The organism is Chryseobacterium sp. UF-81 (assembly GCF_058245105.1).
Genome location: NZ_JBSIBX010000002.1, coordinates 339,312 through 353,824, shown reverse-complemented (window position 1 = coordinate 353,824; position 14,513 = coordinate 339,312). Strand labels below are relative to the sequence as shown.

The 14,513-nt window shown below is 36.7% G+C and carries 13 protein-coding genes; 9 read left to right on the top strand and 4 right to left on the bottom strand.

What is annotated here, in order from left to right; translation table 11 throughout:
• Positions 1-74 precede the first annotated feature (74 nt).
• The 8 genes from recJ to AC4IFE_RS04655 all read left to right on the top strand — a co-directional run bounded on the left by recJ (position 75) and on the right by AC4IFE_RS04655 (position 9,742).
• Positions 75-1,787, top strand: coding sequence for a single-stranded-DNA-specific exonuclease RecJ (recJ, locus tag AC4IFE_RS04690; protein WP_490755241.1), 1,713 nt, complete (start codon positions 75-77; stop codon positions 1,785-1,787).
• A gap of 25 nt (positions 1,788-1,812) precedes the next feature.
• Positions 1,813-2,178, top strand: a complete 366-nt coding sequence (locus AC4IFE_RS04685; RefSeq protein WP_490755239.1) for a four helix bundle protein — start codon at positions 1,813-1,815, stop codon at positions 2,176-2,178.
• A 26-nt stretch (positions 2,179-2,204) separates the two neighbouring features.
• Complete coding sequence (nadD, locus tag AC4IFE_RS04680; RefSeq protein ID WP_490755237.1) at positions 2,205-2,789, top strand: nicotinate (nicotinamide) nucleotide adenylyltransferase; 585 nt, start codon at positions 2,205-2,207, stop codon at positions 2,787-2,789.
• Between the two features lie 5 nt (positions 2,790-2,794).
• Positions 2,795-3,598: a hypothetical protein gene (locus tag AC4IFE_RS04675; RefSeq protein WP_490755235.1), complete on the top strand. Its 804-nt coding sequence runs from the start codon at positions 2,795-2,797 to the stop codon at positions 3,596-3,598.
• A gap of 5 nt (positions 3,599-3,603) precedes the next feature.
• Entirely contained in the window at positions 3,604-3,942 is a 339-nt protein-coding gene (locus tag AC4IFE_RS04670) for a DUF3817 domain-containing protein (RefSeq protein ID WP_490755234.1), read from the top strand.
• Between the two features lie 246 nt (positions 3,943-4,188).
• Positions 4,189-6,420 carry a TonB-dependent receptor domain-containing protein gene (locus AC4IFE_RS04665; RefSeq protein ID WP_490755232.1) on the top strand — a complete coding sequence of 744 codons (2,232 nt, stop codon included), beginning with the start codon at positions 4,189-4,191 and terminating at the stop codon, positions 6,418-6,420.
• 64 nt (positions 6,421-6,484) lie between these two features.
• Positions 6,485-8,785: a TonB-dependent receptor domain-containing protein gene (locus tag AC4IFE_RS04660; protein ID WP_490755231.1), complete on the top strand. Its 2,301-nt coding sequence runs from the start codon at positions 6,485-6,487 to the stop codon at positions 8,783-8,785.
• A gap of 78 nt (positions 8,786-8,863) precedes the next feature.
• A complete protein-coding gene (locus AC4IFE_RS04655) occupies positions 8,864-9,742 on the top strand; it encodes an alpha/beta hydrolase fold domain-containing protein (RefSeq protein ID WP_490755229.1) in 879 nt (292 codons plus the stop codon).
• 31 nt (positions 9,743-9,773) lie between these two features.
• On the opposite strand, the gene AC4IFE_RS04650 is transcribed toward AC4IFE_RS04655, so the two are convergent.
• The 4 genes from AC4IFE_RS04650 to AC4IFE_RS04635 form a co-directional block, all read right to left on the bottom strand.
• Positions 9,774-11,534 carry a discoidin domain-containing protein gene (locus tag AC4IFE_RS04650; RefSeq protein WP_490755227.1) on the bottom strand — a complete coding sequence of 587 codons (1,761 nt, stop codon included), beginning with the start codon at positions 11,532-11,534 and terminating at the stop codon, positions 9,774-9,776.
• Positions 11,535-11,668: 134 nt separating this feature from the next.
• The gene (gene ctlX / locus AC4IFE_RS04645) at positions 11,669-12,592 is read right to left on the bottom strand and encodes a citrulline utilization hydrolase CtlX (RefSeq protein ID WP_490755225.1); all 924 of its coding nucleotides are present in this window, start codon (positions 12,590-12,592) and stop codon (positions 11,669-11,671) included.
• A 77-nt stretch (positions 12,593-12,669) separates the two neighbouring features.
• On the bottom strand, positions 12,670-13,050 hold the full coding sequence (locus AC4IFE_RS04640) for a four helix bundle protein (RefSeq protein WP_490755224.1): 381 nt from the start codon (positions 13,048-13,050) through the stop codon (positions 12,670-12,672).
• 65 nt (positions 13,051-13,115) lie between these two features.
• Positions 13,116-14,030: a dimethylarginine dimethylaminohydrolase family protein gene (locus AC4IFE_RS04635; protein ID WP_490755223.1), complete on the bottom strand. Its 915-nt coding sequence runs from the start codon at positions 14,028-14,030 to the stop codon at positions 13,116-13,118.
• Between the two features lie 314 nt (positions 14,031-14,344).
• On the opposite strand from AC4IFE_RS04635, the gene AC4IFE_RS04630 reads away from it, so the two are divergent.
• Entirely contained in the window at positions 14,345-14,506 is a 162-nt protein-coding gene (locus AC4IFE_RS04630; RefSeq protein ID WP_157967949.1) for a hypothetical protein, read from the top strand.
• Positions 14,507-14,513: the final 7 nt, after the last annotated feature.

Here is a 14,513-nt window from a genome sequence, read left to right as displayed (position 1 = left end):
TTTTTCAACAACCGGTCAGTTAAGTTCAACCTGAATCATTTCAAAATGCTATTTTTTTTCCTTATTTTTGTGAAATGAGTCAGAAATGGATTTACAAGCCCGAACCCGATGAGGAAGTTGTGGACAGATTAAGTTCGTCACTTGGTTTTGGTACTTTTGAATCTAAGCTCCTCGTTCTAAGGGGAATTGACAATTATCAAAAGGCCAGAGAATTCTTTAAACCCAACCTCACCGATATACACAGCCCGTTTTTAATGGCAGATATGCAGAAAGCCGTAGAACGTATCGCAACTGCAATTGAAAATGGCGAGAAAATACTGGTTTATGGAGATTACGATGTAGACGGAACTACAGCTGTTGCTTTGATGTACCTTTACCTCAGCAAAATTGTTGAGAAAAAATATTTAGATTATTATATTCCCGACAGGAATTCTGAAGGATACGGAATTTCTACCGAAGGGATTGATTTTGCCAAAGAAAACGGTTTTTCGCTGATCATTGCTCTAGACTGCGGGATAAAGGCGACCGACATGGTACAATATGCCCAGGACAAGGGTATTGATTTTATTATCTGCGACCATCACCTTCCGGGTGAAGAGATTCCTAATGCGGTAGCTGTTCTGGATCCGAAAAGAAACGACTGCAGATATCCTTTTAAAGAACTTTCAGGATGTGGTGTAGGCTTTAAGCTCTGCCAGGGACTGAATACCATCTATAAAATCCCTGAAGCCGAATTGTTTGAGCTGACTGATCTTCTGGCTATTTCCATAGCAGCAGATATTGTCTCAATGACCGGAGAAAACAGGGTTTTGGCTAAAATGGGATTAAAAGTTCTCAGAAAAACAAGAAATCTTGGATTAAGATTATTAATTCCTGAAGATAAACTTTCTCATTTCGAAATTTCAAATATTGTTTTTGAAATTGCTCCAAAAATAAATGCTGCAGGAAGAATTTCCCAGGGAAAGGCTGCAGTAGAGCTCATGGTTTCTGATAACCTGAAACACGCCAACCAGATCGTCAGCGATATTATGGATCTTAATGACGAAAGACGGGAGCTTGATATGAATTCCACGCTTTCTGCGTTGAATCAGATTGTTGAATCCCAGCAGCAAACAAAGTATTCTACCATTGTTTATCATCCTGAATGGAATAAAGGTGTGATTGGTATTGTAGCATCAAGACTTATTGAGACTTATTACAAGCCGACTCTGGTATTTACTGACGGCAATAACGGGGAAATGGTGGCTTCTGCGAGATCGGTTTCTGATTTTGATGTGCATGAGGCACTTGATATGTGCTCTGAATATTTCCTTAAATTCGGCGGGCATCATGCAGCTGCAGGACTTTCGATGGAAAAGGATAAATTTGAGGCTTTCAAAATAAAATTTGAGAAAATAGTTTCTGAAAAGATTCAGGAACACCAGCAGGAACCTTCTATCACGATTGATTCTGAGATTAAAGTGGATGAAATTAATAGAGAATTTATCAATTTCCATAGAAAGCTGGCTCCATTCGGTCCTCATAATATGAAACCTATTCTTACCCTGACTGACCAAAAACTGTCCGGTTATGTAAAAACAATGGGCAAAGACAACAATCACCTGAAGTTTTACATTAAGCAGGAATCTACGGGCAGAAATATAGAATGTGTAGGCTTTAAGCTTGGGCAATATGTGGAAGATTTTAAAAATAAAAAGTTTGATCTTGCCTTTACCTTAGAAGAAAACCACTGGAAAGGAAATGTAACCCATTATTTGAATATAAAGGATGTAAAATTCAGGGACTAGGAATCAGTAAATAGGTATTAGGCTAATGGGGAATTATAAAGAATTATTGGTATGGCAAAAATCAGTACATCTTGTAACTGAAATTTATACCTGCACCAAAGTTTTTCCCAAAGAAGAAATTTATGCTCTTACCAGCCAGATCCGACGGTCTCCGGTTTCTATACCATCCAATATCGCAGAGGGGCATTCACGAAGATCAACCCTGGATTATATCCAATTTTTAAAAATTGCCCGGGGAAGCTGTGCAGAGCTGGAGACGCAGCTCATTATTTCAAGAAACTTAAATTACTTAAGGCTTGAAGATTTTCAAAAATTAAGTGAAATAACATCTGAAATAGCAAAAATGCTCAACGCTATTATTACAAAATTACAATCCATCCCTAATCCCTAATCCCTTAAACCTAGGCCCTGGCACCTATGAAAAAAATCGGCTTATTTTTTGGTTCTTTTAATCCGATCCATATCGGACATTTAATTCTGGCTAATTATATTCTGGAAAATTCCGACATGGATGAACTGTGGTTTGTTGTAAGTCCACAGAACCCTTTTAAAGATAAAAAATCTCTACTGAAAGATCATAACAGACTGGATATGGTACAGCTTGCCGTAAAAAGCTATCCTAAAATGAGAGCTTCAAATGTAGAGTTTTCACTTCCTAAGCCAAGTTATACTATTGATACGCTTACCTATCTTCATGAAAAGTATCCTGATTATTCCTTCAGCCTGATTATGGGAGAAGATAATCTGGACAGTCTTCATAAATGGAAAAATTCCGATATTTTGATTAAGAATCACCATATTATCGTGTATCCGCGGGTTTTCGAAGGGGAAAAGAAAGATTCTGAATATCTTCAGCATGAAAATATTTCTGTTATTAAGGCTCCGGTCATTGAGCTTTCGGCCACAGAAATCAGAAAGATGATTAAGGACGGAAAAAATGTACGTCCGATGCTTCCGCCGGAAGTCTTTGAATATTTGGACGGAAGCAGTTTTTATAAATAATTAAGATGAAGTTCTATTTATTTATACTTTTTTTCTTTTTCCAAGCTTTTGCTTTGGGGCAAGCTACCTCTAATGAAGATTCTATCAGTAAGCAAAAAAACTTGGAAGAGCGAATAAGAATTTCTAAAGAATCTATGAAAATCTATAATGAACTTTGTCATCAAGATTCTCTTAGAGCTAGCATTGATTCTAAAATACAAAATAAATATTTTCTTTATAATATAGCTCCCGTCGGAAGTGATTTCCCTGCGAAAGAAGAGTTTAAAACTATTTTAGAAAAACATAATATTATTTGGGGAGGAATGGGTATGAGTAGTGATATACCCCATATTTATACTCCTGATAAATGTTATAATATTTTCATGAACACTTTTACAGAACAGAAGTTTGGTGAAAATTTCATGCAAAATCTTGTACAAAAATCTCTTATAGAATACATTTATAAAAATCCCGCAATTATTTTTGAGCACAATGATCATCTTGATTGGATTTATGAAAATAACGATGCTATTGCAGATTCATTAATTAATAAGCTTTTCTTTAAAAGCTTTACTTATCCAACAGGTTATAAAACTTTAGCTCAAACAGAACAATCTTTTACTGAAGTAAATTTAGAATTAAATGAAACAACATACATTCTAAAACTTGAAAGTTTTAAGCATCGTATTAATAATAATCATAACGAAAAATTCATCCCTTATTTTGAAAAAGAGATCAGTAAATTTATTAAATCTCATAACTTTGTACTCTCAAAAAGAGAGGTTTTACACAATGGTGTAAAAACGTCCTTTAAAATATACTATAAATAATTGTAATGAATTTCATCGAAAAATTTTTCTCAAAATATCCTCAGGAAAAAGTCATCAAATGGTTTAAGCAAATCTGTTTGGCTGAAGCTGTTTCGTGGTTTTTGCTGTTCATAGCAATGACCTGGATTCGCATGGATCCGGAAGGTATTTTCCCTATTGTATATATTAGTACTATTGGTAGCATCCACGGATTATTCTTTACACTTTACCTCATCTTTCTACCTGCCATCAGAAAAATATACATTTGGGATGATGAAGACAGTGTCTTCGCTTTAATTGCTGCGTTTTTCCCTTTTGCAACCATTTGGGTCGATAAAAAGCTGGCCCGATTCGACCGGGAATAATATTATTTTTTTATAAATTTTCTGTTTTGCTGTAACAAAATTCTTGTTACAGTTGTCTTATTGTGTAGAAACTCAAAAGTATCTGAAATTTAATTTAAAATTTTTAACCCTGTAAATCAGCATGTTAAATTCATATTAAAAATATTTTAAGTACTTTGTATTGCATGATACTATTTTTATTATATATCTTTGCTATGTTAAATAATAACAGATACAAGCTATTAAACCACAAAAAAAATAATGACCATGAAAACTCATATTCTAATTGCCGCCTTATTCTTCAGCGGACTGGCAGCTGCCCAGCAGTCAAAGGATACCCTGAAAGTAAAAAACATTGAAGCTGTCAATATCAAGAAGCAGGTTTTCAAAAAACAAAGTGACCGTTTCGTATATGATGTAGCTTCCTCTCCTATTGCAAAGGGAACCAATACATTCAATCTTCTGAAACAAACTCCGATGATCTCAAGCATTGACGGAAAATCTCTTAAGATTATGGGAAAATCTGATGTGGTGATCTACATCAACAATAAAAAATCCAATATGGATGCTGAGGCTCTGATCGAAATGCTGAAGGGAACTCCATCTGAAGATATTCAGAAAATTGAAGTGATCACAACTCCCGGAAGTGAATTTCAGGTAGAATCGAATGAAGGGGTGATCAATATTGTGATGAAAAAGAAAAAAAATGACGGCTACAACGGAACCTTGAAGATGAATAACGAACAGGCTTATTATAATAATCCTTCTGCAGGTGCTTCATTCAATTTCAGAAAAAACAAATGGTCTGTGAATTCAAACTTCAATGTGGGAAGCTGGACTGACAGAGAAAGATATACGCTATCTAACGGGGATTCCACTTTCAGAAATGAATCTTTGGGATACAATGATGATCCCAATAAGAATGTGGGAGGAAGTCTGAATATCGATTATGAGCTCAATAAGAATCACAGTTTAGGGTTTACCTACAACATGAGATACAATAAAAGTTTCAATTCAATTCTTGATGTGACGAACTGGCAAAACGGCACACTTGTCAACAGAACCGTTAATAATGAGAACGCACAGACGAGAAATCATTCTTTCAATCTGAATTATGAAATAAAAACAGATTCTATCGGAAGTAAGCTTACCTCTAATATTTCTTATTTATGGTTCAACAGGGATAAAATGAGTATGAATGAAAGCTTTCCGCTCAATACTGATAAGAAAAATATATACAGTGCACTGCAGCAGTCGGTTCCTCAGATCATTAATAATTATGCCGCGAACATCGATTATCTGAAAAAAACGGCTAAAGGCAGTACATGGCTGATGGGACTAAGCTATAACCACACGAATACGGATAATGACACAAGACAGGATGATATTGAAAATGGAGTGATCATCAATAATGTGAATCAGACCAATCATTTCATTTATAAAGAAAGAATCCTGGGTGCCTATCTTACGTATGAAAGAAAGCTAAGCGAAAAATTATCAGGAAAAATAGGAACCCGTTATGAAATGACCCGAAGTAGCGGCGAGATTATTGGTAAAACAAGTTTTGACAGGAACTACAACAACCTGCTTCCTTATCTTAATTTAAATTATGCCATCAGTTCAGATCATAATCTTACCTATAGTTTTTCGAGCAGGATCAGAAGGCCAAGGTTTTGGGAACTGAATCCATCAAGAACGTATTTTACACCTAATAATTATACACAGAACAATCCTTTCGTACTGGCTTCTAAATTTTACAATCAGGAACTCAGCTATATGTACAAAAATGCTTTTTTTGCCAACCTGAGCTTCAATTATGTAAAAGATGCTTCCAACCAAATACCACTACAGGGAACTGTAACCGGGCCTGAAAAGGATGAAAATGGAAACACGGTAGTTGTTACGAAAAGGTTTCTAAGATATATAAGAACGAACTATGGGGACAACAAACAGTTTGGACTGACTTTAGGAATGAACAAATCCTGGTTCCAGGAAATCTGGACAACCAATTATTCAGTGAACCTGGGATATAACATCTATAAAGGCTCGGTAACGGAAGATCCTACCTCGGTTCCGGTTGCAGGCCAGACAGAAGTTGTTGAACCTTATGTAATCAATTTCAAGAACTTCAACATATCCGGTAATATCAATAATACGGTGCGTCTTTCTTCGAATAAAGACTGGTTCCTGGGAGTTAATTATTACTACGGCAGCAAAGTAAAAATTGAAAGCGGAACATTAGGCGTAAGACAGAGCTTTGATGTGAGCTTAAAAAAGATCATGGGCAACTGGACCTTTGTAGCGGAAGTGTATGATCTGTTTAACCAAAACTATAACAGCATACAGGGAATACAGCCTAACGGAAGCTATAATAATGTTGTCAATTTCGAATATCCAAGAATCCTGAATATCGGGGTGACCTACAACTTCGGAAATCAGAAGCTGAAAAAGGCAAGAGAAATGAAATCGGCCAACGATGCTATAAAATCAAGAACTTAAGTTTTATAAAAATTACAACCACCACAACTACTCCCTATCACAACGTCATCTAAATAGAAGAATCATGAACAAGATCATTATACTGGCAGCAGCTATCTCAGGAAGCGTAGTTTTTGCGCAGGAAAAAAAATCCGACACGGTAAAAACAAAGTCCATAGAAGGCATTACACTTACGAAACAGGTCTTTAAAAAACAGAGCGACCGTTTTGTGTATGATGTTGCAGCATCTCCGGTTGCCAAAGGAAACACCACTTTTGATCTATTGAAGCAGACTCCGCTTCTGTCGTCAACGGATGATAAAACATTAAAGATCGCAGGAAAAAATAATGCGCTGATCTATATCAACGGCAGAAAAACGAATATGGATGCTGAATCTCTGGTACAGTTTCTGAAAAATACACCGGCTGAAAATATTCAGAAAATAGAAGTGATTACTGTTCCCGGAAGTGAATTTCAGGTGGAATCTTCAGACGGAATCATCAATATCGTTTTAAAGAAAAAAATGAGCGACGGCTTGAGCGGAAATATGAGGATGGCCAATTCACAAAATAAATACAATGCAAGCTCAGCAGCCTTTTCCATAAATTATAGGAAAGATAAACTGGGAATCAGCGCCAACCTTAACGGCGGTGAAAATATAGAGACTCAAACCTATACTTTAAGAAACGGAAACAGCCTTTCTTCCAACGAATCTAAAGGAGACATCAATGATCCGAATAAAAATTTAGGCGGTTACCTCAACATGGATTATCAGCTTACAGAAAACAGCAATCTGGCACTAACATGGAATACCTGGGCCAACAGAAGCTATAATTCTACTGTAAATCTGTACAATACCGTTCGCTCCTATGATGCAGACAGCAAAGATTATATTTTTAATTACAGCAATTCAAAAAATAACGAGAATGCCCGTTCTTATAACAATTCATTAAATCTGAACTATGAGCTTAAAACAGATTCTTTGGGAAGTAAGTTAAACCTTAATGCAGCCTATCTGAATTACAAGAGATTCCAGTATACTGATAACAGGACTCTTCTTCCAGATGCTTCCGGAAATTATTCTTTGCCGAGCAAGCAGGTGATCCAGGATCTGCCTCAGATTATTAATAACTTTTCGGGAATGGCCGATTATATTCAAAAGTTCAAAAATGATTTCACTGTATCTGTGGGAGGAAATTATAACAAAACCAAAACAGACAACGATACTAAAAATTATACCTACGAATTCGATAAAAAAGGTCAGCTGGTAAAACAAAAACCTGAACCGAATCATTTTATCTATGATGAAAGTATTTACGGGGTTTATCTGACACTTGAAAAAAAGTTCTCTGATAAGTTTTCGGGAAAAGTAGGAACCAGATATGAAATCACACACAGTTTAGGAACTTCTGATAATGCTCCTACTGCCGATCTGCAAAGAATTGAGAGAAACTACAACAACCTTTTACCTTATCTGAGCCTGAATTATGCCATCAATGATAAAAACAATATTTCCTATGCATTTTCAAGCAGAATGAGAAGACCGAGCTTCTGGGAAATAAACCCGGTAAGGAATATTTTGACTGATGATAATTATACACAGAACAATCCTTTTGTAAAAGCCTCTTCCACTTACAACCAGGAACTTACGTATATGTATAAAAATTCATACTTTCTGATTTTAAATCATTCCTTCTTTAAAGATGTGATTACACAGGTTCCTTTGCAAAGAGACATTCTGAAACCGAGGATTGATGCACAGGGAAATCCTGTCCCTGGTCCAGATGGACAGCCCATTATGGATCCCCACACTCAATTGAGGTACATCCGTACCAATTTTGGAGACAAGCAGGAGATGTCTGCAATGGTAGGAATACAAAAATCCCTTTTCAAACAATACTGGACGACCAATTTTAATATTGGCGTACAGCATAATATTAACAACGGAAGTTTAAGTATAGATCCTACTTCGGGAGATGTTTTTCCAACTTATGAAAACAAAAGAAGGTCAACGAGCATTGTTATCCAAACCAACAACACCATCCGTCTGGATAAAAAGAAAACATGGTTTGCCGGAGTTAATTATTTCTTTGTAGACAAGCAGCAGATCGAGCTTGGAGTATTGCGAAATCTTATGAGCCTGGATTTGAGCCTTAAAAAAATCTGGAACGACTGGACATTTGCCCTGAATGTAAATGATGTCTTAAAAACAAATATCATTGAAATTGAAGATTACCAGGACAACGGAAACTATAACTATATCCACCAGAACAGATACAACAGAGGCATGACGCTAAGTATAACTTACAATTTCGGAAATCAGAAAGTGAAAAAAGTAAGGGACATAGAGGGCGCATCAGATGCCATCAAGAGCAGAACAAGATAAAGACATCTTTCTTCATATTCAATTATTTTTGTGGTAAGACCCGTCGGAAATTCCGGCGGGTTTTCTATCTTTATGAGTATGAATAAAAGTATTGTAACATTTCTATACTTTCTTTTAACATGCTCCCTCTGGACAGGGTGTAAAGAAAAAACCGTCAATCTTGGAGAAAATGTTTCTTTTGATTTAGAGGAAAACGTTTCCTACGGAAATAATGCTGAACAAAAAATGGATCTTTATACTCCTAAAAACAGAGATTCAATAAAAGGAATCTTTGTGATCATTCATGGAGGAGGCTGGAGAGGCGGTGACAAATCGAATCTGACGTTTTTTGCGCTTTCAATAATGAAGAAGTTTCCTGATTATGTTTTTGCCAATATGAATTACAGGCTGGCAACTGATCATTCTTTTATTCTTCCCAATCAGACCAATGACATTGACAGTGCTTTAGATGTATTGGTTAAAAAATCTGCAGAAATGAAGTTCAAACCTGAATTTATTTTGCTTGGAAACAGTGCCGGCGCACATTTATCAATGTTATACGGATACAACAGAATTTTTGACGGTAAACACAGAACAAAGGTAAAGGCAATTGTAAATATTGTAGGACCTGCAGATTTAAACAGCAGTGATTTCAGGAAATATTCCGACTATTCTTTTGTTGAAAAACATATGATTGATTCCTCAAAACCAACTCCGACAGACATTACAAATCTGGATATCCCTAATCCTGTTTTCTGGATCAGTGAAACCTCTCCACCTACCATTTCTTATTATGGGAACAGAGATCAGGTTATTCCTTTATCCCAAATGAAAAAGCTGGATTCTACCTTGATTCAGAATAAAGTTAAGCACGAAACGTATGAATTCAACGGCGGTCATCTGGATTGGGATAAAGCCCCGAATGATGAGTTCCTGATCAATAAAATTGCCGCTTTCCTTCAAGCTGATAAAAAATAAACGCTTTGAAATTCTCAAAGCGTTTTATTTTCTATTCAGATTTTACAATCTCCGTTCTTTCCGAAACTCCATTCGCATTGAAAGCTTCAATCTGGAAATAATAAGAATCAGTCCGGTCGGCGCCGGTGAAGAAATATTCATTCTTTCCATACACCATGATGCTTCCGTATAATTTATCCGGAGTTTTTCCCCAATAGATCACATATCCGTCTGCGTCCTGGTTTTGCTGCCATTTCATCCAGATGCTTCTCCTTTCACCGTATTTTTTAGGGTCGGCTCTTAAAGGGACAAATCCTTCCACTTTCTTTGGCTTTTCTCCATCTCCTTTTCCAAATACCCTGAAACCGCTCAAAGCAAATTTCCCGGTAGGCATTTTCAGATTTTCCATTTTCAGGAACCTTGCCCTTACAGGTTTTTCAAGCTCTACATAATCGTGGGGAACATCCTTGATATTTTTACTTTTATCTACAACAACATTCCACTTCTTTCCGTCATTTGAGCCGTAGATCTTATATTGATGCATTTTTCCAAGCGTTTTCCCCAAAAATTCGACATCCTGATCCGCATAATTGATCTGGATCGCAGTGATTGTTGATACCTCGCCAAGGTCTGTCTGGAACCATTCTCCGGAATTGCCTGTTTTTGCACTCCAGTAGGTCTTAATATCTTCATCTACCGCTGCATTCGGCTGATAACCTCCCAAAGTAGAGGAAACCTGGACAGGTTTGTTATAATTGAGCAGCATCCAGCCCGCAAAAAGACCTTTTGAAAAATCCTTTCCCTGTGCATATTGCGGAAGATAAGTAGGATAATCTCCGTAAGCGGTATTGGTGTACATCACATCATCCTTGTCAAATCCTGCCGGCCAGATTCCCAGCCTTCTTTCAAAATTATTTTTAGTGGAAATAAAGATTGTTGATACATGCCACCAGTTTTTGTAATTGTCTTCAAAAGTGGCTCCGTGTCCTGCTCCTCTTGCAAAACCTCCGGGTTTATAGGAAAAAGGATTGTGCTGTTGGTATTCAAAACCTTCCAGAGGATTCTTGCTGACATAAACTCCATCAGAATATCCGCTGAATTCTGTGGCCGGAGCTCCGTACTGCATATAATATTTTCCGTTGTGCCTGGTCATCCATGCGCCCTCCACAAAAGGCTGAAGGAAAACATTGTCATTATATTCCCCAAACCTTTCCCAACCGTGATCTTCAGGCTTCAGCTTTATAATAGGTTTTACAAAGCCTTCCGACTGCAGATTTTTAACCTTCACTTCGGTTCCCAGAAGTGGCCATTCATTGCTGGATCCCCAGTAGAGGTACAGCTTATTTTTATCCTCATCGTAATGGAATGCAGGATCCCAGGCCCCCACTTTTAAAGTATCCACCGCAATTTTCCAGTCGTCTTTGGTAGGATTGGTACTTTTCCAGATCGGGAAATCCTGTTCCCAGGTAGACCCGTAAACGTAAAGGGTATCTTTCATTGCCCAAACTGCCGGAGCATTCAGGTCATGAATATATTTATTATCTCTCAGAAATTTTCTCTTCACAAACTTCCAGTCCAGCATATCATCGCTGTACCAGTATCCCTCCTGGTTGGTAGAAAAAAGGAATAACTTATTCTTGAAATTAACGATTACCGGATCGGCGGTAGCACGGTGTTTTCCCTGTTTTGAAAAAGCTTCGAACGGTGTATAGCCATAATCAATGTTAATCGGGTTACAGAATGTTTTCTGCTGGGCACCAACAAATATTCCCAACAAAACAGCGAATGATAAAAAGTACTGCTGTATCTTCATAGTTTTTTGCTTAAAGAACAAATTTAGGTAACTTTTTTGTCTTTTGTCTCAAATTGAAAGAATGAAACCGATCAAAAAAATTCCGGCCCTGAAACAAGCCGGAAGAATATTTAAATAAAATCTTATTAAAACTGTTATTTTTTCGGAAGGAAAACCTCAGCAAGCATACATCTCGCACTTCCTCCTCCATTTACTTCGATGGTATTCAAATCTGAATAAATGATCTCACAGTATTTTTCTATGGCAGCCACCTGTTCAGATGTTAAGGACTGATAGGCGGTCTGGCTCATCACTAAAAATTTCTGCCCGTCTTTATTCTGAACCTGAAGCATATTCCCTGCAAACTGCTGCATCTGCTCTTCTGAAATTTCTACAATTTCTTTTCCTGAATTTTTGATCGTTTCAATTACCTTTTCTCTTTCCAGTTCATCATCGATGCAGTCAAGACAGATTACTACAAATTGATCTGCCACACACATCATAACATTGGTATGGTAAATTGGAAGTCTCTCCGTTCCTACAGTCTGGTAAGAATGGAAAATAATGGGTGTAAAGCCGTACTTTTCACAGAATTCTCTGAATAAGTTTTCGTCAAGTCTTAGAGAAACCGAGCCATAGGCGATTTTATTATCGTGATCAAAGATCATACTTCCGGTTCCTTCCAGGAAGTGACCCTGTGTTTCAGGAAATGACCAGTCATCGATTTCAGCAACTTCAAATCCCTGATTTTCGATGCTTTCAATAATATCCTCCCTTCTTTCCACTCTTCTGTTCGAAGCGAACATTGGGTATAAGACTACTTTTCCGTCTTTATGGAAACTTACCCAGTTATTCGGGAAAATAGAATCCGGAGTATGTGGATCCAAGGTATCTTTTATTGTGATCACATTCACGCCTTTGCTTCTCAGTTTTCCAACAAAAGTGTTGAATTCTGCCAAAGCTTTAGACTGAATATCAGAACCTTTCTGTTCTACCTGAAAGTAATTGTTTTCTGCGGTCTCTGCGTTATAGCCGAATGCAATCGGCTCTATCATTAATACTGTATCTGTTGTTTGCATTTTATCTGAGTTTTTTGAGTTGGAGCGTTTGAGAGTCGGAGTGTATTTGAGTTTAAGAGTTTCTCTGATATGTTTTCCTAAGAAAATGTACACCACATTTCCGACTGATTTATCATATTCACCAACATTCCTATTATTTGATTGTATTGACTATTTAAATTATTAAACTGCTCTTCACTAATATATTGACAGGCAAAAGCAAATTGAAGCCATGTCTGGGTTTCTCTTGCCTCACCTTCAGAATCAGTTAATTTTGCTATAAAAGATTTCTCATATTTTCTTTTTCCCCAGCCTTCGCTGATATTAGCAGAAACTGATCTTGATGATCTTCTGATTTGATCTGTAAGAGAATAGAGTTCTTCTTTAGGAAAGAATTTTGAGAGCTCATAAATCTGCATAGCCATTTCAAAAGACTTTTGAAAAACTTTTAAATCCTGATGAAACTTAACTGTTGGCATAAGTATAATTTATTTTTAAGTAAACAAAACTCCCACGCTCCTACTCTAAGACTCTAAAAACACTCTTACTCTCTCACCAATGGCATTGTAGAGCAACGTAAAAGCCCCCCCATTTTGGAGATCTCTCTGTAAGGAATTTCTTCTACGGTCATTCCCCACACGTTTCTCAGATGATTGTTCATTCTTGTGAATGTTTTGTCTGACACAACTACTTCGGGAGAGATGGAAAAGATATTCGGGAACATTTCAAACATTTCTTCATCATTGAGATGGAAACAGTTTTCCTCTCCGAAAATATCAATGATCAGGCGGTAATCGCTTTCGTCTACAAATCCTTTTTTATAGATAAGACATTTATCTTTTCCAACCGGATTGAATGTGCAGTCCAAGTGCAAAATCCCTTCAAAGGGAACTTTATCATTTTTCTTTAATTCCAGGTCGATGATTCTTTTCTTGGGAAAATATTCTTTCAGAATTTCAATAGCATATTCGTTGGTTCTTGCTGTTTTATAGTTTCTGTAATCTTCGCTGAAACATGTTCCTATAAAAAGAAAATCGTCCCAGACAATAACATCACCACCTTCTATATGGGCAGTTTCCGGAAGATTGATGATCTTTCTCCACGCTACTTTTTCAAAAACTTTCTTGTAAGCGTCCTGCTCGTCGGCTCTGTCAGCGATCACGTTTGAGATGATCATTTTATCGTCAATCACAAAAGCCACATCTCTTGCGAAAACCTGGTTATAATCTTTGATAATGCTTGGGCGAAGTACTTCCACATCATATTTTTTCAATACGGCTTCAAAAGCATTCATTTCGCTGATAATATCCTCTTCTTTAGGATACATATTATGTTCGATGGAGTAATATGACTTGGCGTCATAACTTTCCTCCAGTGTGGGAACGGGTCCCATTGAATTAGGCTGTCCTAGAACAACTGATTTCAGCCTGCCCGTTTCGTTTTTAATGTTTAGTTTCATAAAGATTTATGCAATACTACAAATATAAGTAAAGGTCTCTATCTGGAAAACTTTTGATTTGTTTTATGCATCAAATTTGATCTTATTGATGCCTATCTTCAAGAATATACCTTTATATTTCATTCTTATTGGGTTTACTTTTCAAGGCATCACATTAAATCTAATGCCATAATAAATCTACAACTGACTATTTTTCATCTACATAAGAAATAAAAAATAAGATATTTTATAAAATAAATTCATATCTTAGTGATATAATTTCAATGGAGTTATAAAATTAAAACTTAACTATTAACATCAAAAAAATCAAGATCATGAACAAGAAAAACCCGGTGCTTAAAAATGCACAAAAATTAGGAAGAAACGAGCAGAAATTAATTACAGGAGGGGGAATAAACAGACCCAGATACTGCTGTGAGTGGGACGACAACGGAAACTGTACCATTTGGACGTGTGGTAACTGTGTTTGTCCATAATTAAAAT